This is a genomic window from Rhizobium sp. LEGMi-198b (genome assembly GCF_054114205.1).
Window position 1 is genome coordinate 1,163,153 of sequence record NZ_JBSYVH010000001.1, and the last position, 26,788, is coordinate 1,189,940.

General features: G+C 61.4%; 29 protein-coding genes. 15 read left to right on the forward strand and 14 right to left on the reverse strand.

Going from position 1 to position 26,788, the window contains the following annotated elements; all coding sequences use genetic code 11:
- Nucleotides 1-34 precede the first annotated feature (34 nt).
- The 3 genes from ACXHXG_RS05695 to ACXHXG_RS05705 all read right to left on the reverse strand — a co-directional run bounded on the left by ACXHXG_RS05695 (nt 35) and on the right by ACXHXG_RS05705 (nt 2,292).
- Nucleotides 35-475 (reverse strand): lipid-binding SYLF domain-containing protein, encoded by a 441-nt coding sequence (locus tag ACXHXG_RS05695; RefSeq protein ID WP_104821730.1) that lies wholly within the window; start codon nt 473-475, stop codon nt 35-37.
- A 203-nt stretch (nt 476-678) separates the two neighbouring features.
- Entirely contained in the window at nt 679-1,938 is a 1,260-nt protein-coding gene (locus ACXHXG_RS05700) for an RNA polymerase sigma factor (protein WP_457898691.1), read from the reverse strand.
- A gap of 6 nt (nt 1,939-1,944) precedes the next feature.
- A complete protein-coding gene (locus tag ACXHXG_RS05705; protein ID WP_457898692.1) occupies nt 1,945-2,292 on the reverse strand; it encodes a YciI family protein in 348 nt (115 codons plus the stop codon).
- Between the two features lie 240 nt (nt 2,293-2,532).
- On the opposite strand from ACXHXG_RS05705, the gene ACXHXG_RS05710 reads away from it, so the two are divergent.
- Nucleotides 2,533-2,904, forward strand: a complete 372-nt coding sequence (locus tag ACXHXG_RS05710) for a YciI family protein (RefSeq protein ID WP_457898693.1) — start codon at nt 2,533-2,535, stop codon at nt 2,902-2,904.
- Nucleotides 2,905-3,049: 145 nt separating this feature from the next.
- A complete protein-coding gene (locus tag ACXHXG_RS05715) occupies nt 3,050-3,463 on the forward strand; it encodes a GFA family protein (protein ID WP_104821727.1) in 414 nt (137 codons plus the stop codon).
- 24 nt (nt 3,464-3,487) lie between these two features.
- Here the strand turns inward: ACXHXG_RS05715 and ACXHXG_RS05720 are convergent, their stop codons facing one another.
- On the reverse strand, nt 3,488-4,438 hold the full coding sequence (locus tag ACXHXG_RS05720) for a LysR family transcriptional regulator (RefSeq protein WP_104821726.1): 951 nt from the start codon (nt 4,436-4,438) through the stop codon (nt 3,488-3,490).
- A 127-nt stretch (nt 4,439-4,565) separates the two neighbouring features.
- On the opposite strand from ACXHXG_RS05720, the gene ACXHXG_RS05725 reads away from it, so the two are divergent.
- Nucleotides 4,566-5,099 carry a hypothetical protein gene (locus ACXHXG_RS05725; RefSeq protein ID WP_457898694.1) on the forward strand — a complete coding sequence of 178 codons (534 nt, stop codon included), beginning with the start codon at nt 4,566-4,568 and terminating at the stop codon, nt 5,097-5,099.
- 32 nt (nt 5,100-5,131) lie between these two features.
- Here the strand turns inward: ACXHXG_RS05725 and ACXHXG_RS05730 are convergent, their stop codons facing one another.
- Both ACXHXG_RS05730 and ACXHXG_RS05735 read right to left on the reverse strand, forming a co-directional pair.
- The gene (locus ACXHXG_RS05730) at nt 5,132-5,695 is read right to left on the reverse strand and encodes a methylated-DNA--[protein]-cysteine S-methyltransferase (protein ID WP_104824958.1); all 564 of its coding nucleotides are present in this window, start codon (nt 5,693-5,695) and stop codon (nt 5,132-5,134) included.
- A 172-nt stretch (nt 5,696-5,867) separates the two neighbouring features.
- Nucleotides 5,868-5,996 (reverse strand): hypothetical protein, encoded by a 129-nt coding sequence (locus ACXHXG_RS05735; RefSeq protein WP_457898695.1) that lies wholly within the window; start codon nt 5,994-5,996, stop codon nt 5,868-5,870.
- A gap of 246 nt (nt 5,997-6,242) precedes the next feature.
- Here ACXHXG_RS05735 and ACXHXG_RS05740 point away from each other — a divergent pair, with 246 nt between their 5' ends.
- The gene (locus tag ACXHXG_RS05740; RefSeq protein ID WP_104821724.1) at nt 6,243-6,863 is read left to right on the forward strand and encodes a 2'-5' RNA ligase family protein; all 621 of its coding nucleotides are present in this window, start codon (nt 6,243-6,245) and stop codon (nt 6,861-6,863) included.
- Nucleotides 6,864-6,877: 14 nt separating this feature from the next.
- Here ACXHXG_RS05740 and ACXHXG_RS05745 read toward each other — a convergent pair whose 3' ends face one another.
- Nucleotides 6,878-8,512, reverse strand: a complete 1,635-nt coding sequence (locus ACXHXG_RS05745) for a SulP family inorganic anion transporter (RefSeq protein WP_457898696.1) — start codon at nt 8,510-8,512, stop codon at nt 6,878-6,880.
- A gap of 91 nt (nt 8,513-8,603) precedes the next feature.
- Nucleotides 8,604-9,482 carry a LysR family transcriptional regulator gene (locus ACXHXG_RS05750; protein ID WP_457898697.1) on the reverse strand — a complete coding sequence of 293 codons (879 nt, stop codon included), beginning with the start codon at nt 9,480-9,482 and terminating at the stop codon, nt 8,604-8,606.
- A gap of 92 nt (nt 9,483-9,574) precedes the next feature.
- On the opposite strand from ACXHXG_RS05750, the gene ACXHXG_RS05755 reads away from it, so the two are divergent.
- The 6 genes from ACXHXG_RS05755 (at nt 9,575) to ACXHXG_RS05780 (ending at nt 15,798) form a co-directional block, all read left to right on the forward strand.
- Nucleotides 9,575-10,549 carry a quinone oxidoreductase family protein gene (locus ACXHXG_RS05755; RefSeq protein ID WP_457898698.1) on the forward strand — a complete coding sequence of 325 codons (975 nt, stop codon included), beginning with the start codon at nt 9,575-9,577 and terminating at the stop codon, nt 10,547-10,549.
- Nucleotides 10,550-10,829: 280 nt separating this feature from the next.
- Nucleotides 10,830-12,011, forward strand: coding sequence for an MFS transporter (locus ACXHXG_RS05760; RefSeq protein WP_457898699.1), 1,182 nt, complete (start codon nt 10,830-10,832; stop codon nt 12,009-12,011).
- A gap of 153 nt (nt 12,012-12,164) precedes the next feature.
- Nucleotides 12,165-13,226, forward strand: a complete 1,062-nt coding sequence (locus ACXHXG_RS05765; protein WP_457898700.1) for a M14 family zinc carboxypeptidase — start codon at nt 12,165-12,167, stop codon at nt 13,224-13,226.
- A gap of 99 nt (nt 13,227-13,325) precedes the next feature.
- The gene (locus ACXHXG_RS05770; RefSeq protein ID WP_457898701.1) at nt 13,326-13,676 is read left to right on the forward strand and encodes an ArsC family reductase; all 351 of its coding nucleotides are present in this window, start codon (nt 13,326-13,328) and stop codon (nt 13,674-13,676) included.
- A 304-nt stretch (nt 13,677-13,980) separates the two neighbouring features.
- Entirely contained in the window at nt 13,981-14,454 is a 474-nt protein-coding gene (gene ybaK / locus ACXHXG_RS05775) for a Cys-tRNA(Pro) deacylase (RefSeq protein ID WP_104824956.1), read from the forward strand.
- Between the two features lie 90 nt (nt 14,455-14,544).
- On the forward strand, nt 14,545-15,798 hold the full coding sequence (locus ACXHXG_RS05780) for an aminopeptidase (protein WP_457898702.1): 1,254 nt from the start codon (nt 14,545-14,547) through the stop codon (nt 15,796-15,798).
- Between the two features lie 38 nt (nt 15,799-15,836).
- Here ACXHXG_RS05780 and ACXHXG_RS05785 read toward each other — a convergent pair whose 3' ends face one another.
- From ACXHXG_RS05785 to xseA, 3 genes are all read right to left on the reverse strand, one after another.
- Complete coding sequence (locus ACXHXG_RS05785) at nt 15,837-16,946, reverse strand: endonuclease/exonuclease/phosphatase family protein (RefSeq protein ID WP_457898703.1); 1,110 nt, start codon at nt 16,944-16,946, stop codon at nt 15,837-15,839.
- Between the two features lie 101 nt (nt 16,947-17,047).
- Nucleotides 17,048-17,644, reverse strand: a complete 597-nt coding sequence (locus tag ACXHXG_RS05790; RefSeq protein ID WP_457898704.1) for an NAD(P)H-dependent oxidoreductase — start codon at nt 17,642-17,644, stop codon at nt 17,048-17,050.
- Entirely contained in the window at nt 17,644-19,260 is a 1,617-nt protein-coding gene (gene xseA / locus ACXHXG_RS05795; protein ID WP_457898705.1) for an exodeoxyribonuclease VII large subunit, read from the reverse strand. The genes ACXHXG_RS05790 and xseA overlap by 1 nt, the downstream gene beginning before the upstream one ends.
- Before the next feature lie 137 nt (nt 19,261-19,397).
- Here xseA and ACXHXG_RS05800 point away from each other — a divergent pair, with 137 nt between their 5' ends.
- Nucleotides 19,398-19,625 carry a homogentisate export protein gene (locus tag ACXHXG_RS05800; protein ID WP_104821712.1) on the forward strand — a complete coding sequence of 76 codons (228 nt, stop codon included), beginning with the start codon at nt 19,398-19,400 and terminating at the stop codon, nt 19,623-19,625.
- Nucleotides 19,626-19,665: 40 nt separating this feature from the next.
- Here the strand turns inward: ACXHXG_RS05800 and ACXHXG_RS05805 are convergent, their stop codons facing one another.
- Both ACXHXG_RS05805 and ACXHXG_RS05810 read right to left on the reverse strand, forming a co-directional pair.
- Complete coding sequence (locus tag ACXHXG_RS05805; RefSeq protein WP_457898706.1) at nt 19,666-20,214, reverse strand: RES domain-containing protein; 549 nt, start codon at nt 20,212-20,214, stop codon at nt 19,666-19,668.
- Between the two features lie 102 nt (nt 20,215-20,316).
- On the reverse strand, nt 20,317-22,152 hold the full coding sequence (locus tag ACXHXG_RS05810; protein WP_457898707.1) for a hypothetical protein: 1,836 nt from the start codon (nt 22,150-22,152) through the stop codon (nt 20,317-20,319).
- 238 nt (nt 22,153-22,390) lie between these two features.
- On the opposite strand from ACXHXG_RS05810, the gene ACXHXG_RS05815 reads away from it, so the two are divergent.
- Complete coding sequence (locus tag ACXHXG_RS05815) at nt 22,391-23,404, forward strand: glycosyltransferase (protein WP_457898829.1); 1,014 nt, start codon at nt 22,391-22,393, stop codon at nt 23,402-23,404.
- On the forward strand, nt 23,401-23,787 hold the full coding sequence (locus tag ACXHXG_RS05820) for a GtrA family protein (protein ID WP_104821709.1): 387 nt from the start codon (nt 23,401-23,403) through the stop codon (nt 23,785-23,787). The genes ACXHXG_RS05815 and ACXHXG_RS05820 overlap by 4 nt, the downstream gene beginning before the upstream one ends.
- Before the next feature lie 105 nt (nt 23,788-23,892).
- Here the strand turns inward: ACXHXG_RS05820 and ACXHXG_RS05825 are convergent, their stop codons facing one another.
- On the reverse strand, nt 23,893-24,879 hold the full coding sequence (locus ACXHXG_RS05825) for a Gfo/Idh/MocA family protein (RefSeq protein WP_457898708.1): 987 nt from the start codon (nt 24,877-24,879) through the stop codon (nt 23,893-23,895).
- 316 nt (nt 24,880-25,195) lie between these two features.
- Between ACXHXG_RS05825 and ACXHXG_RS05830 the strand changes: the two genes are divergently transcribed.
- Together ACXHXG_RS05830 and ACXHXG_RS05835 are read left to right on the forward strand one after the other, a co-directional pair.
- Entirely contained in the window at nt 25,196-25,762 is a 567-nt protein-coding gene (locus tag ACXHXG_RS05830) for an isochorismatase family protein (RefSeq protein WP_457898709.1), read from the forward strand.
- On the forward strand, nt 25,759-26,751 hold the full coding sequence (locus tag ACXHXG_RS05835) for a GlxA family transcriptional regulator (protein WP_104821706.1): 993 nt from the start codon (nt 25,759-25,761) through the stop codon (nt 26,749-26,751). The genes ACXHXG_RS05830 and ACXHXG_RS05835 overlap by 4 nt, the downstream gene beginning before the upstream one ends.
- Nucleotides 26,752-26,788 lie beyond the last annotated feature (37 nt).

Genomic DNA, 26,788 nt, shown 5'->3' on the forward strand with positions numbered 1-26,788 from the left:
TCTCCGGGGAGATGACGAACGGAGCAACAGCCCCTTACTTCACCGTGATGCTCAGACCGCTGATATCGGCATTGATTTGCAGGCCTACCTGCCTGCCTGTGAGTTCGAGCTGAGCGCCCTTGTCATTGGTCATGACGATCACCTGGGCTCCTTTGACGACCGCGCCGCCGCCGCCCACTGCGCCGTACACGCCCGACACATCTCGAGCGCGGCGAATGTGGCGCACGGTACCACTGAAATACGTCTTGGAGGCACCGAAGGCGAGGCCGCCCGAGATGCCGCCGATCGTGATGGGGTAGCGCCGGCCGTGGAAGGTCAGCGTGCCCTCGCCGCCGGAGCCACCGACGAAGAAGGCTGCCTTGTAGACGGCGAAGCGGATCGTGCCGCTGTCGGCATGCGCGGCACTGGCAAAGCTAATTCCCGCGGCGGCGATGACGGCAACCGCGACTGAACGAAATCCGGACGAAATCTTCATGATGAGAGACTCCTGAAAAAGCGCCGCTTACCCCAGCCGGCCGGGCACGACGTTAGCGTCGTATCAAAGTTATAACTGAACAGTCTCGCACGTCATTAGTTCCAAGCCATAATAGTAACATATCAAAATAATCGCGCGAGAATGAGGGGTTACACCTTCCAGCCAAGAAGGCGAGCTCGACCGGTCCGAGCGGAACACCAAGCTCAGCGCGGCGGCGTTAGGCTTTCGGTCTGTCGCCTTTGCAAAAAGCGGCGGACGGCAGGATCTATTTCCAACGCAATCGCTTGGTCATAGGCTTCGCGGGCCGCTGCCATTTCCCCCGTTCTCGCATGGAGTTCGGCGCGCGCTGCCCAATACGGCTGATATTCGACCAGCCGGCTGCCAGGGGCCAGTATCGGCAGCGCCGCCAGCCCTGCCGCAGGCCCGTGCGTCTGCGCCACGGCGATCGCGCGATTAATTGCCGCCACCGGCGAGCCGGTAATTGCGCAAAGGCCATCATAGAGGCGCTCGATAGCCACCCAATCCGTCGCGCCTGTGCGGCGTCGCACGACATGCGCCGATTGGATTGCCGCTTCCAATTGATAGCGGTCGAAGGCGTCAAGCGTACTGGCGCGAATAAGCAGATCTTCAGCTTCGTCGATCAACGCTTCGTCCCATAGAGCGGGATCCTGATCGGCAAGCGGCACGAATTCGCCGGCCGGACTGCGCCGGGCGCCACGCCGCGCATGGGAATAGAGCATCAGTGCAAGCAGGCCGAGCGCTTCGGCCTCCTTCGGCAGGAGCGCGACGATCAGCCGGCCGAGCCAAATCGCCTCTTCCGCGAGGTTGCGCAGGCTCGCATCGGTACCAGCTGGATCGCTCCAGCCTTCCGTATAGGCCGCATAGACCGCCTCCAGTACCGCCGCCAAACGTGCGCGCATGTCTGCCCTGTCGGGCACACGCAAGGGAATCCTGGCGCGACGGATCTTGTTCTTGGCCCGCGCCAGCCGTTGACCCATTGCCGCCGGCGAGACCAGGAAGGCGGAACCGATTGTCTGTGCGTCAAACCCAAGGATCGTCTGCAGGATCAGCGGCGCTCTCACTCCAGACTCTATTGCCGGATGCGCGCAGGCGAACATCAAAGCCAGACGCTCGTCTGGAATGTCTGGCGCTAGGCTCGCCGTTGCCTCCAACTCTTCCGCCATGAGCTTCAGATGCTCGGAGGCAACGGCGCTTACTCGTCTGCGCCTGACGGCGTCGATCATCTTGCGCCGGGCAACGGCAAGCAGCCAAGCCTCGGGGTTTAGCGGCGCGCCATTGGCCGGCCAATCGGCCAAGGCAGACGCAAAGGCCTCCGACAGGGCGTCTTCGGCGCCGGCCACATCGCGTGTGCGGGCCGCAAGGATGGCGACCAGTTTGCCATAGCTTCGGCGCGCCACCGCTTCAGCAGCTTTGATGGCGGACCGGTTATCTCCTTGCGACATGATAGTTCAATAGACCATGAGAGGGCGAACCTCTACCGTGTCCTGCCGGGAGCCGGGACAGCGCGCCGCCCAGGCGACGGCGCTATCGAGATCATCAGCCTCGATAATATAATAGCCGCCTAACTGCTCCTTGCTTTCGATATAGGGGCCGTTGAGAACGGTGGTCTTGCCCTCCGGCGCACGCACCACGGTTGCCATCGAGGAATCCTGCAATCCACTACCCGCAACGTAGGCTCCGGCCTTTTTCAACGTTTCCGTATAGGCCGCATAGGCCGCAAACGTCTCGGCTTTCTGTTCCTTCTTAGCATTCTTATGCTCGGCTTCGTTCCAATACACCAACAGCATATATTGCATGATGCGTTCCTTTCTCTCGATACGCGCAGCCTGATGGCCCGCTGCGACAAAGACGTTTGAACCGGCGAGATTTTGACAAGGCACTGGAAGAAACTAGGGGCATCCATCGATATTCTCGACGCTACTCTCATGCGAACGGTCGTGTCGCTAAAAAATCGCGAGATGGTGTCGGTTTCCAAAAACTCCGTTCGTCATTCCAATGTCAGGCCGATGCGGCCGGTTCAAAAAAGGAGACAGACGATGCGTGTGATGGTGATCGTGAAGGCTACCGAAGACAGCGAGAAGGGGTTCCTCCACACGGCCTGGGAGGCGGAGATGATGGAAGCGATGGGCAAATTCAATGACGAGCTGCGGGATGCCGGCATCTTGCTCACGGCCGACGGCCTCAAGCCCTCCTCGCAGGGCAAGCGTGTTGCGTTCGATGGTCCCGGGCGTGCGGTCATTGATGGGCCTTTCGCCGGTGGTCGCGAGATGGTCGCCGGCTTCTGGATCTGGGACGTCAAGGACATGGACGAGGCAATCGCCTGGGTGAAGCGCTGCCCCAATCCCATGCCGGGACCGAGCGAGATCGAAATCCGGCCGCTATACGAGATGGCTGATTTGCAGCAATAATCCGACGGGCAGAAGTCAATCGCGAACCTTTGCCTGTTTTATCCGCATGTCCGATGCTTCCTGCTGCATGATCCCCTAGAATACAGCGATTGACAGCGCGCGAACGGCGCGGATGCTTTGCCAGTCAAATATGGAGGGCTGATACATGGCGAAGAAGCACACCGGTCAGTGCGCATGCGGGGCCGTCAAATTCGAGTTTGATACCGATCCTACCTTTGTTGCCGTCTGTCACTGCCTCGACTGCAAGAAGGCGTCAGGCGGCGAGGCGGCGACGTTCTTCGGCGTGCCCGAGGACGATTTTGCGCTGGTCAGCGGCGAGCCGAAGGCGTTTCACTACATCGCCCAATCCGGCAAGGGCCTGGATCGCAACTTCTGCCCCAATTGCGGCGCCAGGGTCTTCAGCAGCAAGCTGGAGAGCTTCCCAGGAATGATCTTCGCCACGATCGGCTGCCTGGATAGTTCCGCGGGCATCGAACCGGTGCTCGAGATGTTCACCAAGCGACGTCTTGAATGGGTGAAGCCGCTCGACCTTCCGCAATTCGAGAACATGCCGAGCTGAGTCCAAGCGGGCATATCGATGTGATCATTGGTGCGATCTAGCTGGGTCGCCTCTGCGCGGAGCGTCGTTGCTGCGGTATCTGACATGCTCGATGAATGCGCGCAGTTTGGGCAAAACCTGGCTTCTGCCCGGGTGGTACAGAAAAACCCCGGGGGTTGTGACGGCGAAGGAGGCGAGCAGCACTTGCAAGCGGCCATCGGCAAGAGCCGCTTCGGCGAGCGGGCTTGGCACTTGCGCAATTCCCGCACCCTGGATGGCAGCTCCCAGGACCGTGGGGTAGTCATGCGCGATGAGCGGCCCTGAGACGATTGCCTCGACCGCCTTGCCGCCGTCGACAAAGGACCAGGGCGCGACCGACCCGTTCGTGCGGCGCATGCGCAGGCAGGCATGGTCACGCAGATCGTCGATACGCTCCGGCCGCTTATGCCGAGACAGGTAATCGGGGCTGCCAACGACTACAAACGGGAACGGCGGCGTCAGCCGCACCGCGACCATGTCGGCGTCGATGAATTCCCCCAGTCTGACGCCGGCATCAAATCCTTCTGCTGCGAGGTCGACCAGCTTCTCGCTTACGGCAATCTCCACCTCGATCGCGGGATAGGCCTCGCAGAAGGACGCGATCAGTGGCTCCAGCACGATCGGCACGACCGAACGCGGCACTGCAAGGCGCAATAATCCGGCTGGCCGCTCTCCGAGTTGACCGGCAACCTCGCTCGCAGCGACGAGTTCCTCGAAGGCTGGCTTTGCACGCGACAGGAATCGTTCTCCTGCTTCGGTCAGGCCGACACTGCGCGTGGTGCGCAGGAAGAGCGCTGCGCCGACGCGCGCCTCAAGCGCGCGCACCACTTGGCTGATCGCCGATGGAGTCACCCCGAGTTCCGCGGCCGCTCTGCGAAAACTGCGGTGCTCGGCGACGCTCAGGAACGCCTCCACCCCATCGAGCGCGCCTCGTCTGACTGTGAAATTCTGCTTCATGGCCCGTCAACATTATAGCGAATAGTCGCCAGGCGATAGCGGTCGTACATCTGACCCGGACGGCCCGGCTCGGCATTCCGACCACCGTGTTTGAGACCGCATGAGCTAGCACACCATAGGAGGCTACATGTCGCCCGCAATCATCTTCCAGCTACATCTCGTTCTGGGTTACGTCCCCTGGCTGCTCTGCTTCGGAGCCTACGTCTGGCCGAAGCTCAAATCCATGGATCAGGTCGAAGCGCAACGCGCCATCGCCACGCTGCACAGTTTCCGTTTCTTCGGGCTGGTCTTCATTGTTCCCGGCGTCGTCGGCCCCAATCTGCCCACCGGCTTCGCGATATCAGCCGCTTATGGTGACTTTGCAACCGGCCTGCTCGCCATGCTGGCGCTTCTCACCGTAAGGATACGTCCGCTCTTTTGGCTGTTCACCATTGCCTTCAATGTTGTGGGGACAGTCGACCTCATCGTCGACTACTATAATGGCACCCAATTCGACCTTCCCGGGTTCGCCGGACAGTTGGGCGCCACCTACGCAATCCCGATCATCTATGTGCCTCTATTGATGATCACGCATGTCGCCGCGTTCTATCTGCTGCTGCGTCCTCAGCCCGGAACGGCTCGGGCCATCGCCGGAGATGCGGCCGCATCCACGGACGCGTGACCCTCCGGGCGCGTTATGCACACGACCAACGTTCAGAAACCCAGGGATTGCTGCACGGGCTTCGGCGGCGCGAGCTGGACGCCTTCCAGTTCCAGCATGCGAGCCTTGGCGGTCGAACCGCCGGGCGCGGAGAAGCCGCCTATCTTGCCGCCGGCGGCCAAGACGCGGTGGCAGGGAATGATCAGCGCCACGGGGTTCTTGGCCATGGCCTGGCCGACGTCGCGCGCCGCTTCCGGACCGGCGCCGAGCTGTTTGGCTAGCGCGCCATAGGTGGTGGTGTGCCCCCACCCTACCTGCCTCGCTGCGGCATAGATCTGCTTGAAGAAATCGTCCTGCTCGCTGAGATCCAGTTTCACGCCGGAGAAATCGATTGTTTCGCCAGCGAAATAACGCTTTACGGCGGCAACCGCATCGGCGACATCGGGCGTCGGCGCGCTAGGTCGTGCATTTGGCAAACGGCGAAGCATGAGGCGCTCGGTCGCCTCAGCGCTTTTCGTCGGCAATTGGAAGCGAGTGACACCGATGTCGTTCCACGCAATCCCACAGAAACCACCGACGGTTTCGAAGATCAGATAATGTTGCCTTGTCTCGCTCATGGCAAAGTCTCCGTGTTTCCACTTGCCATGAAAATCGTGCCTCTGGCACCCGAATTCAACCCGATTCTTGCGCAGGCCGATTGTTGCCAACATTTTGCGGAGTGAAGGAAGCGATGCCGATGCTGCGACGGCAACATCCGCCACACCACTTCCCACCCAGCTTGGGAGCTTATCAATACCCTCCGCCGGCCGGAGCCGAATTCTGCGTCATGCCGCCGCCGGAGCCGGTGGTGGAGCAGGCGGAGACGCCGAGACCGATGAAGGCGAAAAGAACGGCGGAGAAGATGGCTTTGATCAACATGTGAGGTCATTCCCTTGTTGAGAGCGGGCCAAAATGCCCTGACCTGCGGTGAACAATCGAAGGGCAGTTTTATTCGGTGCTTTTTCCAAATCGAGGGATGCGATGAAATATCCGATCTTCCCGGCCAATTGCGGCCACTTCAATTTGTTCTCTATTTGTTCTTGATTTTAAGACTAGGCGACCGTAGGATATCAGCGCTCAGCAAGAACAGCACGAGGCAAGGCCGGCTGGCTTTGAAGCGATCTCATGAAGAACAACGCACAGCTTTCGCTCAATCTTGGCGGAGGATCACGAGTCAGGAAATCTGAAGCCGATCCGATGCATTCGGCTGGTCTTTATTTTGCTGTACTGCCTGATCGGGAGGTTGCTTCGTCAAGTGCCAAACTGGCAAGCGATCTGCATCGGCAATACCGCTTCTTCGCAAAGCCGCGCCCCTCGGATCTGTTTCATATTACGCTTTACCAGTTGGGCTCCTACGCCGGCATGCATGAGCCACCGCATGAGATCGCATTTGCGGCAATGCAAGCGGCGTCGACCGTCAGGAAGCCATCATTCCAAGTGGTTTTCGATCGAGCCGTCAGCTTCGGTAATGGCGACAATCGCCCCCTTGTCCTATGGTGCAAGGAAGGAAATGCGGAACTGAAAGCGCTGCGTCAAGAACTGGATGACGCAATGCGGTTCACCGGCTTTGCAAATAACGATAGAAGGGAATTTGAGCCGCATATGACCTTGCTATATCGGGGTCAATTGATTCCGGAAGTCGTGCTTGACGAACCCGTAGGGTGGACCGTCCGGGATTTTGTTCTGGTCCATAGCCTCCAGGGGGAAGGCAGGCACGAGCATCTTTGCTACTGGCTGCTGAACTAAGCCGGCTACAGAGGTCAGCCGTTCCCCACCGCCGGTGCAACCACCGCGGCCGCGTCGTCAACGCTGAAGCTACAGCGATTTTCGAGATCGGTCATTCCGGCCGCGGCCATGAGGTCGCGGGCTTTATCATGAGCACGCGCGAATTGCACGCGGATGCCGGCAATGCGCATGGCATTGTCGAATTCCATCAAAGCGTCGAGCGCGGAGCTGTCGAGATCGAAGCTTTCCTCCAGACTTAGCACCACGGCCTTCAGTCCCGTTTCGGCGCGGCTGCGCGTCAGAATCTCGCCAAGGATCATATCGGCATTGCCGAAAAACAGCGGCTCGCCGGGACGCCAGATCGCAATGCCGGGCGTTTCTATCGCCTCTGGGTGGCGGCTGACGTCGACGAAATTATGGCTGCCCCCCAGCCGTCCGAGACGAGCAACATAGGGGGATGCCAATCGATGCATCATTGCGACGAGCGAAAGTACGATCGCCAGCAGCATGCCGTTGAGGACGCCGAAGATCAGTACGCCGGCCGCGGCACCGAGCGCGACATAGAAATCACGATGAAGCCGCCGCAGTCGAAGAATCGGACCGGGGTCGAGCGCATGCGTGAGGGCCGCAATCACCACGGCGGCAAGCACCGGCTCCGGCAGCCGCGCCACCAGCGGCCCGGCGCTGGCGATCAGAATGGCAAGGCCGATGGCGGCAAAGACGGTGGTAGCCCGCGTCTTCGCTCCCGCCGCTTCGCTGGCGAAACCCGCGGAAAAACCGGCGCCGACGGGCATGCCTTGGACGACGGCGCTGGCGATATTGGCAAGGCCCAGCGCCCCCAATTCGCGATTGACCTCCAGAGCATCGCCGTAGCGTAGCGCCAAGGCCCGCATCGTACCCCAGGATTCGGCAAAGAGAATGAGCACCAGCGGCACGGTAAATTGCACCAGCCGCGAATAAGCGGGCCAGCCGGCATCGGGAAGCGAAGGCCATTGCGGCAGGACCTCGATCGTCCCGACCAACGCGACACCATGGCCGTCGAGGCCAAAGGCAGAAGAGGCGAGGATGCCGGCAGCGAGCACGAGGAAGGCGCCGGGGACGCCCGGCAGCCGCTTGAGCAATAGCAGTGCGACCAATGCCACGATGCCGACGGCAACGCTTGCGATGTTCCACCTGGGAATTGCCGCCAACAGCGCGCCGGCATAGCTGAAGATATTCGAGCCCTGCACGGGGACGCCGACGAGAATCGGGAGCTGATGCAGGATGATGGTAATCGCCAGTCCCAGGGCAAAGCCGCGCAACACCGGGCGCGAGATGAAGCCGGTAATGCCGCCCAGGCGCAAGGCGGCGGCGATGACGAAGAGGATGCCGGCCAGCGCGACGGCGATGGTCGCGAGGCTCGCCTTGACGGTGGCGTCTCCCGGAACAACCGCTAGCGTCGCCGCAAGAATGGCGGCAGATGAAGAGGTCGGTGAGACGATGGCGAAACGGCTGCGTCCGAAAATCGCGTAGACCAGACAGCCGGCAATACCGGCGAGGATCGCTCTATGCGGCGGCAGACCGGCGATACCGGCATAGGCGACCGCTTCCGGCAGCATCAGGCCGGCAACCGATATGCCCGCGATCACATCGGCTTTGTTTATCGCGGGCCAGCCGCTGAGCTTCGTCATCGATCACCGACCACAGGAATCGCCAATCTGTCTAGGTGTAGAGTTTCGCTGGTAAGCTGCAACAGGAAAGTAAGCATGACGAACCGTTGGCTTACGTGGCCCCGTCAGCCTCTCTCAATGGACACGTTCTGCCGATCATTTCGCTGACAAAATCCATCACTGCGCGGATGGCCGGAGAGCGGCGCAGATCGGGATAAGTGACGAGCCAGAGGTCGCGCGTGGGTGACGGGATCTCCGTCGGCAGACGCGTAAGCGCAGCTTCACCGTCGCCGAGAAAGGCGGGGAGCGCGACGACGCCGAGACCGGCAAGTGCGGCTTGCAATTGACCGAAGACGTCGCCGGCGCGGAAAACGATCGGGCGGCCTGCAAGCAGGCTGCGCAGCCAGGTCTGCTGAGTCAGATGATCGAGCGCCGCATCATAGCCGATGAAGACCCAGCTCTCCTCCGGTGTTGCGGCAATCTCAGGGACAGCATAGAGCCCGAAGCGCATGACGCCGATGCGCCGCACCAGAAGGTCGCTTTCCTCGGGCCGCGACATGCGCACGGCGACATCAGCCTCTCCATGATCGAGGGCGGCGCGACGGGTAACGCCGGCGATCGTCAGCGTGATATCGGGATGTTCGGCACGAAAGGCGACCGCTTTCGGGGCGATGAGGTGGGCGGCGATGGACGGCGGCGCGCTGATCTTGACGGCGGCGGAAAGCCCCGCAACCGCGCTTTTTGAATAGCGTCTGATCGCCTCGACATTGTCCTCCATGCCGGCCACCAGCTCGGCGATCGCCCGGCCATCGGCCGTCAGCGGCGAGGTGCGCGGCCTACGGTCGATCAGGCGCAGGTCAAGCGTGCGTTCCAGCGCGGCGATGCGCCGGCCGACCGTGGCATGGTCGACGCCGAGCTCACGCGCAGCCGCCGAGAGCGAGCCGGTCCGCGCCAGATAAGCGAAATGAAGAAGGTCCTGCCAATCGATCATCTGTGCATTATTGCACAGATATGGTGAACTCATACCGAATTTATTCAGACGCACCTTTGTGATCAAAAGTCCGTCTGAAAGGAGACCGTTCAATGCCTCTAGCCATCGCCATCACCAGTCCCGGCAGTCCCGAAACCATGACGCTCGTTGATCTTGCCATCACCGAGCCGGGTCCCGGCCAGGCCCGCATCCGCCAAAGCATTTCCGGCGTCAATTTCGTCGATATCTATGTCCGTTCTGGACTGTACCCTCTGCCGCCCGGCCAGACCGTTCTCGGCTTCGAGGGCGCCGGCATCGTGGAGGCAATCGGCTCCGGCGTCGAGGGCCTGTCGGTCGGCGATCGGGTCGCCTATGTCGGTCATCCGCTGGGAAGTTACGCGGAAGTGCGCACCCTGCCTGCTTCACGGCTGGTGCGGCTGCCTGACGATGTCAGCGAAAGGCTCGCCGGCAGTACGATGTTGCGCGGACTCACCGCCCATATGCTGCTCCACAAGGTTCATCCGCTGCAATCGGGCGAATGGGTGCTGGTGCATGCTGCAGCCGGCGGTGTCGGGCAGATCGTGACGCGCTGGGCCAAGCGGCTCGGCGCCAACGTCATCGGCACTGTCGGTTCCGAAGCCAAGGCGGGATTTGCCTATGAAGCCGGCGCCGACGCCGTTCTCCTGCATAATTCCGAGGATTGGGTGGAGGAAACGCGCCGCATCGCCGACCGCCGGGGCGTACATCTCGCCATCGACGGCATCGGCGGCGCGATGCTGTCGCAGACGCTCGCCACCGTCCGGCCCTTCGGCATGGTCGCCAGCATCGGCCAGGCCGGCGGCCCCATTCCTCCGATCCAGATCGAGGAACTGACTGCGCCCCGCGCCATCGGTCTCGCTCGCCCGAGCGTATTGACCTACGCCAACGATCCCGATCTCTATCGACGGGGCGCCGAGGCGCTGATGATGGAATTGCAGGCCGGCCTGATCAATCCGATTGGCGCGGAATACGCACTGAAAGATGCGGCCGGAGCGCATGCCGACCTTGAGGCGGGGCGGACGACGGCAAGCGTGGTGTTGACGATGTGAACCCAAGGGCAAGGTGGCGCAATCGTCGCCTTGCCTCCCTTCCCGCGGCCGGACATGGTGCGGTCCCCGCCACGGCGCTAAACACAATTGCTTGAACACGCCATGAATTTTTGCTGCAAAGCAGCAATTTCATTGACCCCACCGCTTCCCGCCTGATACGAAATTCATCCGTGACGTCGCACGGTCGATGGGCCGTTGCCGCCACTCCTGTCCGGTACGAACCCCGATCCGCATGGCAAACAGCAAGGACACCGCGCGCGGTGCCCGCAGGCGATATCTCGTGAACACTGCCTCCCAGACCATCCAGTCCGCCTCGACACTATCCCTCCTTTCCATCGTCGCGCTGACCTTCTTCGGCTATATCGCCATCGGCCTGCCGCTCGCCGTGCTGCCGACCTATGTCGACAGCGGTCTCGGTTTCGGCGTCGTCTGGGCCGGCATCACCATCAGCGCGCAATATGTGGCAACCATCATCAGCCGCGCGCAGGTCGGCCGGCTGTGCGATCAGTATGGGCCGCGCCGTTCAGTTTTCCTCGGTTTCATCGCCTATGGATTTTCCGGCGCCCTGACGCTGGCATCGGCGCTGGTGACGGGTGCTCCGGCTCTGAGCCTGGCGCTGCTGCTTGTCGGCCGCTTGGCGCTGGGTGTCGGTGAAAGCCTGGTCAGCACGGCGGCGATTACCTGGGCGATCGGGCTGATGGGCGCGCGCGAAACCGTGCGCATCATCTCCTGGAACGGCATTGCCACCTATGGCGGCATCGCGCTTGCCGCACCCTTCGGCGCCTGGCTGGAGGGGCAATATGGCTTCTTCGCCACGGGCGCCGTGACGATCGGCCTGGCAATTGCCGGCTTGATGCTGGCGCAGACGCGGCCGGCCGTACCCGGTGTCAAGGAAAAGGGCATCGGCACCGGCCAAGTCCTCAGCCGCGTCGCGCCTTTCGGCGCGGCGCTGGCACTGGCCTCCAGCGGCTTCGGCGTCGTGATGGCCTTTGTCGCTCTCTTTTTCCATAGCCGCGATTGGGATGGGGCTTCGCTGGCGTTGAGCGCTTTCGGCCTGGCCTTCATCGGCGTCCGCCTCGGATTGGCGCAAGCCGTCGCCCGCTTCGGCGGCTTGCCGCTGGCGCGCGTCTCGCTGGTGGTGGAGATCCTGGGGCTGATGGCGCTGGCCTTTGCTCCCTCGGCCACGGTCGCAATCATCGGCGCGGCGCTTGCCGGAGCCGGCTTTGCACCGATCTTTCCGGCGCTCGGCAACGAGGCGATGGCGCACGTTCCAGCACAAAATCGCGGCGTGGCGCTTGGCCTCTATTCGGTTTTCCTGGATGTGGCGCTCGGAAGCACCGGCCCGATCGCCGGCCTGCTTGCCAATCAGTTCGGCTATACGGCACCCTTCCTCCTCGGTGCCGGCGCCGTCCTGCTCAGCCTCGCCCTGATCATGAGCCTGCGCAGGAGCGGCGGCCTATAGAACAGAGGCGATGACAAAGGCTCCGGAAGCGGAACCTTGTCTTTCGGCAGGCGGTGAAACAAGTTCTGATCCATCCGCGCGCCGCCTTCCCATAATTGTTGCGGACGGAGGCCGCGACTTGGTATCGGGCCATCACAAGCAGGAGAGAAACACATGGACATCACGCACATTACTATCGACGGCGATACGCCGGGGATCGCATGGCGGTTGCCTGTGTTGCATTTTTCAGGCAGCGAGCCGGATGCGCCCAAGGTCTATATCCAGGCGGCGCTGCATGCCGGCGAACTGCCGGGCACGGCGCTGGCTCATTTCCTCTGCGAGCGGCTGCGGCAGGCGGAGACGGAAGGCGCGGTTCTGAGCGATATCATCGTCGTGCCGCACGCCAATCCGATCGGCGCGGCGCAATCGCATTTCGGCGAAATGCAGGGCCGCTTCGATTTGGGCACGCGCACAAATTTTAATCGCGACTTTCCGCTGATCTCCGCGCGCGACCGCCATCTGCTGCTCGAAAACCTGGAGCGCTACCCGGCCGCTGACCGGCTGAAGCGGCAGCTCATCCATATGGCGCTTGCGGCCGATCTGGTGATCGACCTGCATTGCGATGACGAATCCCTGCAATATGCCTATATCGACGACGCCTTCTGGCCGGAGGCAGCCGATCTGGCGGCGGCGCTGAACATGGACGCCGTGCTGCTGTCGGATGGTGAAAGCTCCGCCTTCGAGGAGGCTGTCAGCTTCGCCTGGAAATACGAAGTGCCCGGCGAGAAGAAGGCGCGGCTACCGGGAAAACTGTCTGTGACCGTCGAATTGCGCGGCACGCGCGATGTCTATCCAGAGATGGCCAAGAGGGACGCCGAAGGGCTCTGGCGTTTCCTCGCTGCCCGCGGCGCAGTGCGGGATGAAGGCGTGAGCCTGCCGAGCTTTACCGGGCCCGCCGTGCCGCTCGACAATGTCGAGATAATCCGGGCGCCGCAGGCCGGTACCGTGCTCTTCCATCGCAATATCGGCGAACATGTCGATGAAGGCGATCTGCTGGCGACGATCATTACCGCCCCCGGCATGCCGAATGGAACGATCGATATCCATGCTCCGCAAGCCGGCCTCATCGTCACCCGCGTCTCCGATCGCCTTGTTCGCCGCCGCGGTGACCTGATGAAAATCGGCTGCGACAGGCCGAGCACGGCCGCCCGCAAGCCGGGAGCGCTGGAAGACTGAGGCACCTCAGCGGACGTATGACCATCGAGCCGTCCCCAGACTTTCGCTCATCTCCGCTTGCGTGCTATGCGAGAGCGCACAGCAAGAGACGGATTCGACATGACGATCACCATCTACGGCATCAAGAATTGCGACACGATGAAGAAGGCACGGACCTGGCTGGAAGGCCATGGCATCGCCTATGATTTCCATGACTACAAGGCCGTCGGCATCGACCGCGACCATCTGGAACGCTGGACCGCGCAAGCCGGCTGGGAAACCGTCCTCAACCGCGCCGGCACCACTTTCAAGGCGCTCCCCGAGGAAGACCGCGCCGATCTCACCAAGAACAAGGCCATCGCGCTGATGCTGGCCCAACCTTCGATGATCAAGCGCCCGGTGCTGGAGGCCGATGAAAAATTGCTGGTCGGGTTCAAGCCGGAGATTTATGCGGGCATTTTCGGAAGCTGACTAAAGCCAATTGGCTTCCGGAATGACAGCGTATATGGCTTTGACATGAGTACACTGACAATCCGCCTTCCAAACGATCAACATGAGCGACCGAAAGCTCTTGCCGCCGCCCGCGGCACGAGCCTCAATAAGCTTTTCGAAGAACTTTCAACGAAAGCGTTGACTGAGTTCGACGCCGAAACACGCTTCCGCCTGAGAGCAGCAAACGGTGATAGCGCGCGCGGATTGGAAATTCTTGAAAGGCTCGACCGCATTCATTCTAAGCGCGGATGAGATCCGCATCGCCAAAGACACCGGTATCCGCATGTCCAAAACCACCCGCGCCACGCAGGTGCTGACCCAGGCCAAGGTTGCCTTCACCGTCCATACCTATGACTACGATCCGAATGCAGAGCGTGTCGGCATGCAGGCGGCGGAAGCGTTGGGCGAGGAGCCGCATCGGGTGTTGAAGACATTGATGGCGGAGGTGGATGGCAAGCCGGTCTGCGTGGTTGTCCCCTCCGATCATGAGGTCAGCATGAAAAAGCTCGCCGGCGCGTTTGGCGGCAAATCGGCGGCTATGATGAAGCCCGCCGATGCCGAGCGGCTGACGGGTTATCATGTCGGCGGCATCAGCCCTTTCGGCCAGAAGAAGACGGTGCCGACGGCGATCGAGGCACAGGCGATGGCCGAGGCATATGTCTATATCAACGGCGGCCAGCGCGGCCTGCAAGTGCGCCTTAACCCCCAGGATGCGCTGAGGATTTTGAAGGCGAAGGCCGCGCCGTTGATTGCCTGATCGTGCCAAAAGAACAAAACGGCCTTCATTTCCGTCGCAAACAAGTCTAAGTCTGGGACCGTTCTTCCGATCCTCACACGCAGGTTTGCCATGACGTTCGCCTCCCCCAACCATCATCCCGTCGATCCCGCCAAGCTGGAAAAGCTTGCCGAAGTGGCCGTGAAGGTCGGGCTGCAACTGCAGAAGAACCAGGACCTGGTTATTACCGCGCCGGTCGTCGCGATGCCGCTGGTGCGGCTGATCACCCGCGAGGCCTATAAGGCCGGCGCCGGTCTCGTCACCACGTTCTATTCCGACGAAGAAACCACGCTTGCCCGCTATGAATACGGCCATGAGGAGAGCTTCGACCGCGCCTCGAGTTGGCTCTATGAAGGCATGGCCAAGGCCTATGCCAACAACGCCGCGCGGCTTGCCATTTCCGGCGATAATCCGATGCTGCTCTCCGGCCAGGACCCGGCCAGGGTCGCGCGTGCCAATCGCGCCAACTCCGCCGCCTACAAGCCCGCACTGGAAAAGATCTCCAATTTCGACATCAACTGGAACATCGTCTCCTACCCCAATCCCTCCTGGGCGAAGCTGGTCTTCCCGGACGATCCGGAGGGCATCGCCGTCGCCAAGCTCGCCAAGGCGATCTTCGCCGCCTCGCGCGTCGACGTGCCGGATCCGATCGGGGCCTGGGCTGAGCACAATGCCAATCTGCACAAGCGTTCGGCCTGGATGAACGGCCAGCGCTTCGCCTCCCTGCACTTCCAGGGTCCGGGCACAGACGTGAAGATCGGCCTTGCCGACGGCCATGAATGGCATGGCGGCGCTTCGGTCGCCAAGAACGGCGTCACCTGCAACCCGAACATCCCGACCGAAGAGGTGTTCACCACGCCGCATGCGCTGCGTGTCGAAGGTCATGTCTCCTCGACCAAGCCGCTCTCGCATCAGGGCACGCTAATCGACAATATCCGGGTTCGCTTCGAAGGCGGCCGCATTGTCGAGGCGAAGGCGTCGCGCGGCGAAGAGGTGCTGAACAAGGTGCTGGATACCGACGAAGGCGCGCGGCGCCTCGGCGAAGTGGCATTGGTGCCGCATTCCTCGCCGATCTCGGCCAGCGGCATCCTGTTCTACAACACGCTGTTCGACGAAAATGCGTCCTGCCACATCGCGCTCGGCCAGTGCTACTCCAAGTGCTTCATCGATGGCGCGACGTTGAGCCAGGAACAGATCAAGGCCCAGGGCGGCAATTCCAGCCTCATTCACATCGACTGGATGATCGGCTCCGACAAGGTCGACATCGACGGCATCAAGTTCGACGGCTCGCGCGTGCCGGTCATGCGCGGAGGCGAGTGGGCGTAAGTCATCAATACCTTCGTTTCGATGGAGCGAAGGTATTTTCAGATATCGAGATCCACCCATACGGCCGCATGGTCCGAGGCGCCCTGTTTTTCCGCCGTCAGCTCGGGATAGACGTCCCAGCGCTTCGGCCGCGATCCCGGCCATAAGCCCCTGCGGAAAACGCCACCGCCTTGAACCTTGTCGAAAAGCGTCGGCGACAGGAAAAGATAGTCGATCTTGTTGGTGGTGTTGCAGAGGCCATAGGTACCGGGATAGCCGCCATCATCGAAGTCGGGATGGGTAAAGGCATCCTTCAGGGTGCTGGTGGTCAGCGGCTTCAGCGGCTGGCTATCGGGATAGTCGTTGAGGTCGCCGATCAAGGCGACGTAATCGACACCTTCCGTCAACAGCGCCTCGTAGATTTCCCGCGCCCGCTTCGCTTGCGTCCTGCGGCGGGCATCGGAAACCTGCACGCCGCCATAGCCCTTGCTTTTGAAATGGTTGACCAAAACGACGAGCGTCGCGCCGGCGGGCGTCGTAACGCGATATTCGGCGCAATCCCGCGAGAAGAGCAGCGAACCATCCGGCATGCGATCATCGACATGGCTGCGCATGAAATCGATCGGGAAATCTTTCCGCGTCATGAGACCGACATCGATACCGCGCTCATCATTGCCGTCGATCACCATGACATGCGCGAAAGGATCGCCGCCGACAGCCGGTACGATCAATGAATTGAAGGAAGAGAGTGCCGGCCGGCCTTCGACTTCGACAATGCCCAGCACATCGGCATTGACATCGCCGATGACGCGCGCCGTGTTGCGCATCGCCTCTTCATCCACCGGCTCTTCGCGCAGCTCCAGCGAGCCGACCCAATCGGCGCGGCCATCGGCAATGACGATGACACCGCCCGTCTTCGGCCGCGTCAACAGCGCACCGCGATTGCGCCGGAGGAGAACGAAGGGACCGGTATCGCTTTTCTCCAGGCCAAGCTGGACGATCAGTTCCGTCATCCTTTTTCGGTCGGCGTCGCTATAGCTCACTTGGCCGAGCAGGCCTTCGAGTGCGGCGAACTTCTCCAGGATCGGGCGGCCTTCATCCCAGCTATCGAGATTCATCGCCTTGGCGCGGTCGAACAGGTTTTCGACGTTATAAGAGGCCAACCTCATCGTATGGCCCTCCTAAAAAAACATGGTGTTAGAATAACATACGTCGCCAAAACCGCATATCAGCCGAATTGATTGGTTGGATACCGGGAGGATTAGTTGGTTCAAAGCGAAATGGCGGCCAAGGCGTTCCTGACGCGCGCAAGGTGCGCAAGACGCCCAGCTTCGCCGATCCGATCCATATCGTGCAGGGTCAACATACGGAAATCGAGCCGCTTTGAGCAGAAAGCAGCGATGCCGCGTTTCAAAAGGCGGCGCACCGGATTGCCCATGTAGAGATGCACGATCCACCAGGGCGAACCAGTCGTCGTCAACGCCCAGAACAGGCGGATATTGCTCAATTGCGGCACAATGCGGCCGCCGGCGGCATCGTGGCGGAAAGCGACGCCGGGAGCGAAAGCCCGATCGAAGAACCCCTTGAGGACGGCCGGAAAATTGAACCACCACTGCGGAAAGACCAGCATCAGCCCATCGGCCGCCTGCAGCCGGGCGACGATATTCTCGACGGCGGAAGTGTCATAAGGCTCATCGAAATAACCGCGCCGCTCGGCTTCGGAGAGGCGCGGGTCGAATTCCTCGCGGTAGAGATCGAGCAAATCCACCTGATGCCCGCCGGCGACGAGAGTCTCCTCCGCAGTTTTCGCTACTGCAGCCGCAAAACTATCCCCAAGAGGATGGGCGAGCACGAGGAGGATGCGCATTAGAACAGGCTTCCCTGCTTCGGCGGATCGGCGGCATCAGCCGGTTTCGCGGCCCGCTTCTTCGGCGGCGGCGTGCCTTCCGGCGGCACCCCCGGCGATGCAGTGGCAGGGTTGTCGCCGGTGACGGCACCGATGCGGCCATCGGCAAATTCGATCGAGATCGCGGCGCCCGTGGCAAGCGCTGCTGCCAAAGAAACGGGCCGGTCGGTCGCGTCGCGCACGACGGCGTAGCCGCGCTTCAGTACATTCTTGTAGGAAAGCGATTGCAAAATCCGCTCCTGGGCCACCAACTCGCCACGCGCCCGCACGAGCTGATGGCGTATCGCGGTGTCGGCATGGCGGGAAAGATTGCCTAGCAGATCGCGGGCGCGGCCGGTCTGCGCCGCCAGCCGCGACGGCAGCGTGGCGAAGACGGCATCGGCGCGGCCGATGCGGGCACGGGCGCGATCGATCATCCGCTCGACGGTGCGTTCAGCGCGGCTCATCCGCTCACCCAGCATCTGCCTCCGCTCGGCGATACGATTCGACAGCACATCGGGCCGCAGATGCGCGGCGGTGCGCTCGAAGGCGCGGCGCTTGTTGAGCGTGTTCATCTCCAGCCCACGGCCCAGCCCGGCGGCGGCCTCATCGAAGCGGCGGCGCGGCAAAGCCAGAAGCTGGTCGAGCGAGGGCAACGCCCGAAGCAGCGCACGCACCGCCTGCCGACGCTGATCCATCTGCCTGCCCATACCGCCCTGCAGGCGGGCGGCAAGGCTTGCGAGCTGCGCCTCAAGTTCAGCCTTGACCGGCACGGCCATTTCCGCGGCCCCCGTTGGCGTCGGCGCCCGTACGTCGGCGGCATAGTCGATCAGCGTCCAGTCGGTCTCGTGACCGACGGCGGAGATCAATGGAATCTCGCTCGCCGCGGCAGCGCGGACGACCGCCTCGTCGTTGAAGCTCCAGAGATCCTCCAGGCTGCCGCCGCCACGGGCGACGATCAGCACGTCCGGGCGGGGAACGGCGCCCCCTGGTACAAATTCATTGAAGCCGCGGATCGCATTCGCCACCTCATCGCCGGACCCGTCACCTTGCACCTTCACCGGCCACACCAGGACATGCACGGGGAAACGATCGGAGATGCGGTGCAGGATGTCGCGGATGACCGCGCCGGTCGGCGAGGTGACGACACCGATGACCTTGGGCATGAAAGGAAGACGGCGCTTTCGATCCGCATCGAACAGGCCCTCGGCGCCGAGCTTGCGCTTGCGCTCCTCCAGCAGAGCCATCAGCGCACCAGCGCCTGCCGGCTCCAGCGTTTCGATGACGATCTGGTATTTCGAGGAGCCCGGGAAGGTCGTCACCTTGCCGGTGGCGATGACTTCCATTCCTTCCTCGGGGCGGAATTTCAGCTTGGAAAATGTACCTTTCCAGATCACCGCGTCGATGCGGGCCCTGTCATCCTTCAACGAAAAATAGGCGTGACCGGAGGAATGCGGTCCGCGATAGCCGGAAATTTCACCGCGCACGCGCACCTGATCGAAAGCGCTCTCGACCGTGCGCTTGATCGACCCGGACAATTCCGAGACGGAATATTCCGCAAGATTCGTCGGCGAATCATTCTCAAAGAAGCTGCTCATACGGTCCTTTTATCGAAAGTCGCCGCAAATGCGGAGCCTATTCCTTCATCATGCGTTAACCCTATCAACAAAGCCTTTCTTAGCCATCCTCGTGCAATTCTGTGCAAACTTGTTTTTGGTAAAGAGGAGGTGGAGCGATGATATTCGTAACCGCCATGATCATCGGAATTGCGGCCGGCCTGCAGCGTTCGGCGATCGGTTCGATCCTGGGCGCGGCCTTGGTCAGCATCGCCTTCATGGCAGCCGTCGCCGCCTCCGTGGTTCCGCCGCCTCTGACGACATTGTTCGTTGCGCTCGGCGGTTACAACCTCGGCTTCATTGGTTATCTCATCACGCTCGACGTGCTGGAGCGTCGCCAGGCCTGATCCGGGCGCATGTGCGCAAAAGGGACTTACAAAGCTTTGGTTACAGACCCCACTTCGGGCCATCTTTCGACAAAGTAATCTCAACCGGATCACCGCTCACCTCGACAGATGGACCGCCGAGCGCATTCCAGCGAAACAGATTGAGATGCCAGCCACCGGGGATTGATCGATCGATGATGCCATCGGCACCCGCCGCTCTGGCGGCATCGGCGGTGCGCCAGGACGGCGGTTCCTCGCCGGCGGCCAGTGCCGGGCGCCAGGGGAGATTGGAGGCATTCCGATCAATGCCGAGCCGTTCACATGCCTGCTGATCATGCTGATCGAGCACAAATGCGTCGCCGACCAACAGCGGCACAACAACACGACGCCGTCCGTCCTCGCGCATATAACCAGAAATCGCCATGACCGCCCACTCGGGCGAGGCACTCATATAGAGGGCAGGCTGACCGAGCCGATGATAGCGGCCCGCGCTCCTCTCGTCCGGTGGATCGAGGACATGGTCGAGGCGTTCGACAAGGACGGAACGAAAGAAGCGCCCACTCACCTTGCGCAGGATGTTCGACGGTTCAGCGCGCGATTGTTCTTCCATGAATATCCGTTGGTCCGACATACTAGATAACGCAGGCTATCGGCGATTTGTGACAGAGTCGCATCGGCTGCAATAGTCAGCCCACCTGCGATACGGGCACCCTCAATCCTGCGGCTTGAACCGGAAGAACTGCACATTCGACTTCGCCGCCACTGGGATCGGTTCGAGATAGGCGGGCACGTGCCCCTGGCCGAGTTGGGCGTAGAGCCCTTCCGGCTTCAGCTTGGAAACTTCTTCCACTTGCGGGTCGCTAGGACAGAAGGCAAGCAATGTTACATGCGCGCCGCGCAGGAAGGCTTCTGCCTCTTTCGGCTCCGCAAGGCCGATGTGCAGCTCGGTCAGCATACCACCCTGGTTGCGATGATAAGGAGCGGACAGCACTCGATGCGGCGTGAAGCGCAGCATGGGCGAGCCCATGTTGGACGGCGCGGCAACGACGCCGGGATCGAGACTAGCGATCGGCGCCAGCGCGTCCTTTGAGGCGCATTCTCCCTTCTCTTCCGCATTGGCGACTGGAGCGGAGAAACTGTTTGCGATCCCGTTGTTGGCAAGCGCGCCGCCGACGGCCCAGACGGCGGGCACAGAAAGCAGCGTGGCGGCGACATAGAAGAAGGCTGCACCCATATCTTCCGGGTCAGCGGCAGAGATGCGACGAAGCTCGGCAAGCAGCAGCGCGAGCGGCGGAATGGCGAGCAGATTGGAAAACTCGGCCCCGCGCACCTGCACCAACGCAACGATCCAATTGACGGCTACCAGTGCCAAAAGGACGGCATGCAAGCGGGCACGCTCGCCCCGCATCATGCGGAAGATGCAGACAACGATCGCCATGAGGCCGGTGGCATAGAAGGCGCCGAGCGTATCCGGCTGATGATGGGACAGGGCCAGGATCGACTGCGCCTCGGTGACGCTGTTCAACCACAATTGCACCAGCATCGGATCGAGATCGGCGAGCGGATTGCGCAGGCATTGGGGCGCGATCGCCAATGTCGTCGCGAAGACAACGGCGCCATTGGCCGCCAGCACCGCCAGACGCCAGGGACGCGACAGGCGGCTGGCAAACAGCGCGGACAATAACAGGCCGGCGCCGCCGATGCTGATGATGCTATAGAAGCCGAGCGAGAGATTGTCGCATGTGACGTTGGAATAGAGATGCGGCGGCACCAGCGCGAAGAAAGCGGCGCTGACGGCGATCGTCAGCGTCAAGGCGAAGGCGCGGGCGGCGGGCGCGAAAATCTCGCCATCCCACGCCCAGAGCCCCGCAACAGCCATGCAGGCGACGGCGACGAACGGCGTGGTCTCCGCACCGATGCCGAGGGCAATGGCAAGGGCGATGGCCGCGATGACGAAATTACGCGGCCTGTAGGTCTCGTCGGCCAGCATGGCGACGGTGAGCGCGACAAGCCCGAGCTGCACATTGTCATGATCGATGGAGCCCGGCTTGAAACGGCTCGACACCAAAATGAAGAGTGCCGTCAGGCCGAGCGAGAAATGCATGCCTTCCGTGCTGGCGATGCGGCGTCCGGCTAGGCCCATGGAGAACATCAGCGGCAGCACGAGCAGCAGCGGCCAAACCGTAAGCGCTGCCGCCTCCGCGTTTTCCGGCGCAAGGAACAGTCGAAAGAAAGCAATCAGGCCGGCGATCGGCAGGTCGATGAAGCGCGACCAATGCATCAGCGTTCCGCCATCGAGGCCAAGGCGGTATTGCACCATGTCGAACCAGCCTTGGCCGCCGAGAAAATCGCGTACTTCGACCAGACGCATGATGTCGTCATTGTCTGGTCCGACATAATCCGTGGCATGACGATTGAGGATCAACAGCGCGGCGATGATGACGGCGCTGTAGATCAGCGAGACGAGCCATGGCTGCGACCAGCGCGAAGGCGTCTTCTGCGTTACCGCCAATGCCGATCCACGCGATATTCCCACCGCCTGCACCATTTCGAACCTCGTGTTTGAAGGACATGCAAGGGCGCCACGCTAACGGCTGCCGATCAAGAAAGGGTAAAGCAGGCCCACGCCGCAGCCGATATCACGATAATGTTCCCGCAGAGATCACAACCTGCCATTTTTCATCCTCAGCCATAGGGTCTTATTAACGCGCAGCGGGATAAGTTCTCATTCGAGTTATCCGTCGGGGCCTCAAGTGAAAGTCATGCGTAGGAATTGGCCAGAGACCATGTGGAATGAGAACCTGAATATCGCCGTTCTCCTGCCCTGCTACAACGAGGCCGCAACCATCGGCCAGGTCGTGCGCGGCTTTCGTGAGGCATTGCCGAATGCCGGCATTTACGTCTACGACAACAATTCCACCGACGGGACGGCGCTGCATGCCATGCTTGCGGGAGCGACCGTGGTGCGTGAGCGGCGTCAAGGCAAGGGCCATGTGGTGCGCCGCATGTTTGCCGATATCGACGCAGACATCTACCTCATGGCCGATGGCGACGGCACCTATGCGCCTGAAGATGCGGAGGAATTGATCCGCACACTTCTGACCGAAGGTTCCGATATGGTGGTGGGCACGCGCCGCGGCGTACATGACGATGCCGGCCGACAGGGCCATGCCTTCGGCAACCGGATTTTCAACTGGCTCTACCGCACGATCTTCGGCGCCGATTTCACCGATATTTTCTCAGGCTACCGCGCTTTCTCCCGGCGCTTCGTCAAGAGCTTCCCGGCCGTCTCCGGCGGTTTCGAGATCGAGACGGAAATGTCGGTGCATGCCTCGCGGCTGAAGCTGCCCGTCAGCGAATTGGAACTCGATTACGGTCGTCGGCCGGAGGGTTCGCATTCCAAGCTTTCAACCTTCCGCGACGGCTGGAAGATCCTCTGGATGTTCGCGATGCTGATGAAGGAAACGCGGCCCTTCGCCTTCTTCGGCATTTTGGGCGCCATGTTCATGGAAGCGAGCATCGGCTTCATGATCCCGGTCTTTGTCGAATATTTCGAGACCGGCATGGTCGCGCGCATGCCCACCTGGGTGCTGTCGATGGCGTTGATGATGATTTCCTTCATGCTGTTCACGGCCGGACTGATCCTCGATTCCGTCGCTCGCGCCCGCGCCGAACAGCTTCGCATCCACTATATGAGCTTGGCCAAACCGCCATCGCAGCAAATTGGCGATGAGAAAACGCTCTATATGGCCGAACACGAAAAGCCGGCGAGCCGGAGGAAAAAGGCCAAGGCCGCATGAAGAAGCTCCTTCGCTTCCTGATCGCCGGCGGCATCGGCTTCGTGGTCGATGCGGGCGTGCTGCATCTGCTGCTCTGGTTCACGCCGTTCGGTCCCTTCGTCGGCCGAGCAATCTCGATACCGAGCGCGCTGCTCGCCACCTGGTTCCTCAACCGCAATTTCACCTTTGGCCGTTCCAACCGCTCGCTCGCGGCGGAAGGCTTCCGCTATGGTTCGGTCGGCCTGACATCGGCATTGCTGAACTATGCGTTATTCAGCTCGCTGCTCGTTTCCGCGCCCACCCTTAAGCCGATTATCGCGCTGATCCTGGCCTCGGCGGCGGCGACTGCGTTCAGCTTCTTCGGCTATTCACGCTTCGTCTTCCGCCACCGTCAAAATCCCTAGAGGACGATGACTTTTATTCGAATCGTCATCATGCTCTAACTCTTTGATTTTGCATGATCTTATCCAAAAACCGCTGCGCACTTTTTGGGATCATGCTCCACCAGTTCAGACCGGCTCCCAGCCATCCTTTTCGCTGGCGCGATAAATGGCATCGATGACCTTCTGATTGAGCTTCGAGCTTTCGAGCGTCACGACTTCTGCACCCTTGCCCAATGCGGCCGAGGCAAAAGCTTCCGCCTCGCGCTTGTACTGACGACTATCGGGGAAGCGGAAGATCTGCGATTCCGAATGGCCGCGATTGGTCAGCTCCAGCTCTTCGGCGCCATAGCGGTCGGCATTGAAGGGAGACTTCACCTCGATGAAACCGTCCGTGCCGTGGAAAACCATGACTTGGCGGGCAGCCATCTGCGTCGAGATATAGAAGGTCATTTCGAAATCGCCGAAATCGGCTTTGACGCTGGAATAGATGTCCGTGCCGAATTCCGGATCGCGCTCGGTGACCGCCTGGATGCGCAGGGGTTCGCGACCAGTGACGAAGCGGCTGCTGATCGTCGGATAGACGCCGATATCGGGCAGGCCGCCGCCGCCGAGTTCCGGGATGTTGCGCATATTGCCGGCATCGCGGTTGAAATAGGTGAAGGCGCCCTGGATGTGCCGCAGCCGGCCAATGGCGCCGGCTTGCAGCAGCGAGCGGACTTTCTGCCAGACCGGCGTATAAGTAACCATATAGGCTTCCGTCACCAGCACCTTGTTGCGGTCGCGGGCAGCGATCAGGCTGTCGATCTCGTCGGCCTTCAGCGCAATCGGCTTTTCGCAGAGCACATGCTTGCCGGCATCGGCCGCCTTGATCGTCCATTCGACATGCTGCGAAGTCGGCAGCGGAATATAGACGGCATCGATCGTGTCCGAGGCGAGCATTTCCTCGTAGGAGCCGAAAGCATGCGGGACGGAGAAGCGATCCGCAATGTCGCGAGCGCGCCCCAGATCACGGCTGGCGATTGCCGTCACCACGCAATTTTCCGCATCCTGAATAGCCGGCACGACGAGTTCGCGGCCGATCTTGGCGGTCGACAAAATTCCGAAACGCAGCATGATTTTCCTCCTTGGAGCACGATCCCGAAGCAAACAACCGCAGGGCGGCAAGCGCTGAGCGGCTTTCGAACAGGACCTTATGAAATTGATGGGTGGAACGAAACGATGGGTCGTCTCGCTCGCGACGAAACCGGGACCAACTCTATTCGGCACTTATCCAAGGCGCAATGGCATGGAGCAGCGTCAAGCCGAAAACTCGTTGCGCTGCTGGATGTCTCTATGGCCGGATTTGTCCTCATTTTGTCCGGCATTTGGCTTTTGAGGCTATCAAGGCGGGTCTAGCTTCGGTTATCCTTCAAACACAGGAGATACGAAAATGTCCCATGCCGACACCGCCTTGCTGGTCATCGATGTTCAGGAGTCCTTTCGTCAGCGCCCATACTGGCAAACCGATGATCTGCCGGATTTCGTCGACCGGCTACAGGCACTGATCGACGGAGCCAAAGCCCGCGGCATTCCGGTGGTCCAGATTTTCCATGTCGATGGCGACGAGCATTTCAGCCTGGCGAGCGGATATGTCCGCAAGCTCGAGGAGATTGCGCTGGAGGCTGACGCCGTATTTCACAAAACCCGCCATTCCGCGCTCGTGGGTTCCGGTCTCGACGTCTGGCTGGTGGAAAATGGCATCCACAAACTGATCGTTTCCGGCATCCGCACGGAGCAATGCTGCGAAACCACGACGCGCCATGCCTCGGACCTCGGCTATGATGTCGACTATGTCACCGAGGCGACGCTGACTTTCCCGATGACGCACGCGTCCGGCACGGTGTTCAGCGCCGATGATATCAAGAAGCGGACCGAGCTGGTGCTATCAGGTCGATTTGCCCGCATCGCCACCGTGGACGATGCGCTTGCCGCCGCGACCACCAGGAGCGCTGCATGAACCAAACCGGCCGACACCTCCGGACCATTCCCGTTTATGTCGTACTGCCACCCTATACGCTGCTGATGGATGTCGCCGGGCCGGTGGAGGTTCTGCGCCGCGCCAATATCGAACAGGAGGATATCCTGTTCGATTACCGTTTCATTGCTGCCCGGCCGACCCAGACCACTTCGATCGGTCTGACGCTTGCCGACCTGCTGCCGCTGCCCGATCGTGTTCCCGATGGTGCACTGGTTATCGTCTCCGGCAGCGTCACGCCGCCGGCTGATGCCGGCGACATCGATGAAGAGAATAGGCTCCTCGCCACCTGGCTAAGGACGGTAATCCGTCCGGGCGTCACCCTCATCACCATCTGCTCTGGGGCCGTACTTGCTGCTCGCGCCGGGCTGCTCGAAGGCTATGCCTGCACGACGCATGCGGCGTGCATCGAGGAAGTTCAGCACCATGCCCCGACTGCGCGGGTTCTCGACAACCGGCTCTACGTCGAGGACCGTGAGCGCTATTCCAGCGCCGGCATCTCCACCGGCACGGACCTGATGCTGCACATCGTCTCGAAACTCACCTCGCCGGTGACAGCGTTGACCATCGCCCGACACATGGTCGTCTACATGCGCCGCACCGGCGCCGACCCGCAGCTTTCGCCCTGGCTCAGCGGCCGCAACCATGTGCATCCCGCCATTCACCGCGTTCAGGATGCGATCATGGCCGATCCCGCCCATGGCTGGTCGCTCGCGGAGCTCGCCGGTATCGGCGCGATGAGCGCGCGGCATATTTCCCGCCTGTTTCAGGAGCATGCCGGGCTGTCGGTAACCGCCTATGTCAATCTGATGCGCGTCACGCTCGCCCGCGATGTGCTCGCTAACTCGCGGCTGGATATGGAGCGCGTGGCGGAAAAATCCGGTTTCGCCTCGCCGCGGCATATGCGGCGCGTCTGGTCGAAGTATAATGAGCTGCCGCCCAGCCACTACCGACGATCGGCGGCCGAATAAAATAATCGTTAGTGGCATTTCCAATGGTAGAACGATA

Coding starts and splice junctions, on each gene's coding strand:
- ACXHXG_RS05800 (WP_104821712.1), top strand. CDS start 19,398: ATGATATTCGTAACCGCCATGATCATCGGAATTGCGGCCGGCCTGCAG.
- ACXHXG_RS05835 (WP_104821706.1), top strand. CDS start 25,759: ATGAACCAAACCGGCCGACACCTCCGGACCATTCCCGTTTATGTCGTA.
- ACXHXG_RS05720 (WP_104821726.1), bottom strand. CDS start 4,438: ATGAAGCAGAATTTCACAGTCAGACGAGGCGCGCTCGATGGGGTGGAG.
- ACXHXG_RS05770 (WP_457898701.1), top strand. CDS start 13,326: ATGACGATCACCATCTACGGCATCAAGAATTGCGACACGATGAAGAAG.
- ACXHXG_RS05765 (WP_457898700.1), top strand. CDS start 12,165: ATGGACATCACGCACATTACTATCGACGGCGATACGCCGGGGATCGCA.
- ACXHXG_RS05780 (WP_457898702.1), top strand. CDS start 14,545: ATGACGTTCGCCTCCCCCAACCATCATCCCGTCGATCCCGCCAAGCTG.
- ACXHXG_RS05745 (WP_457898696.1), bottom strand. CDS start 8,512: ATGACGAAGCTCAGCGGCTGGCCCGCGATAAACAAAGCCGATGTGATC.
- ACXHXG_RS05810 (WP_457898707.1), bottom strand. CDS start 22,152: ATGGTGCAGGCGGTGGGAATATCGCGTGGATCGGCATTGGCGGTAACG.
- ACXHXG_RS05735 (WP_457898695.1), bottom strand. CDS start 5,996: ATGTTGATCAAAGCCATCTTCTCCGCCGTTCTTTTCGCCTTCATCGGT.
- ACXHXG_RS05715 (WP_104821727.1), top strand. CDS start 3,050: ATGGCGAAGAAGCACACCGGTCAGTGCGCATGCGGGGCCGTCAAATTC.
- ybaK (WP_104824956.1), top strand. CDS start 13,981: ATGTCCAAAACCACCCGCGCCACGCAGGTGCTGACCCAGGCCAAGGTT.
- ACXHXG_RS05725 (WP_457898694.1), top strand. CDS start 4,566: ATGTCGCCCGCAATCATCTTCCAGCTACATCTCGTTCTGGGTTACGTC.
- ACXHXG_RS05830 (WP_457898709.1), top strand. CDS start 25,196: ATGTCCCATGCCGACACCGCCTTGCTGGTCATCGATGTTCAGGAGTCC.
- ACXHXG_RS05700 (WP_457898691.1), bottom strand. CDS start 1,938: ATGTCGCAAGGAGATAACCGGTCCGCCATCAAAGCTGCTGAAGCGGTG.
- ACXHXG_RS05740 (WP_104821724.1), top strand. CDS start 6,243: ATGAAGAACAACGCACAGCTTTCGCTCAATCTTGGCGGAGGATCACGA.
- ACXHXG_RS05820 (WP_104821709.1), top strand. CDS start 23,401: ATGAAGAAGCTCCTTCGCTTCCTGATCGCCGGCGGCATCGGCTTCGTG.
- ACXHXG_RS05790 (WP_457898704.1), bottom strand. CDS start 17,644: ATGCGCATCCTCCTCGTGCTCGCCCATCCTCTTGGGGATAGTTTTGCG.
- ACXHXG_RS05825 (WP_457898708.1), bottom strand. CDS start 24,879: ATGCTGCGTTTCGGAATTTTGTCGACCGCCAAGATCGGCCGCGAACTC.
- ACXHXG_RS05710 (WP_457898693.1), top strand. CDS start 2,533: ATGCGTGTGATGGTGATCGTGAAGGCTACCGAAGACAGCGAGAAGGGG.
- ACXHXG_RS05750 (WP_457898697.1), bottom strand. CDS start 9,482: ATGATCGATTGGCAGGACCTTCTTCATTTCGCTTATCTGGCGCGGACC.
- ACXHXG_RS05695 (WP_104821730.1), bottom strand. CDS start 475: ATGAAGATTTCGTCCGGATTTCGTTCAGTCGCGGTTGCCGTCATCGCC.
- xseA (WP_457898705.1), bottom strand. CDS start 19,260: ATGAGCAGCTTCTTTGAGAATGATTCGCCGACGAATCTTGCGGAATAT.
- ACXHXG_RS05705 (WP_457898692.1), bottom strand. CDS start 2,292: ATGCAATATATGCTGTTGGTGTATTGGAACGAAGCCGAGCATAAGAAT.
- ACXHXG_RS05730 (WP_104824958.1), bottom strand. CDS start 5,695: ATGAGCGAGACAAGGCAACATTATCTGATCTTCGAAACCGTCGGTGGT.
- ACXHXG_RS05785 (WP_457898703.1), bottom strand. CDS start 16,946: ATGAGGTTGGCCTCTTATAACGTCGAAAACCTGTTCGACCGCGCCAAG.
- ACXHXG_RS05815 (WP_457898829.1), top strand. CDS start 22,391: ATGTGGAATGAGAACCTGAATATCGCCGTTCTCCTGCCCTGCTACAAC.
- ACXHXG_RS05805 (WP_457898706.1), bottom strand. CDS start 20,214: ATGGAAGAACAATCGCGCGCTGAACCGTCGAACATCCTGCGCAAGGTG.
- ACXHXG_RS05755 (WP_457898698.1), top strand. CDS start 9,575: ATGCCTCTAGCCATCGCCATCACCAGTCCCGGCAGTCCCGAAACCATG.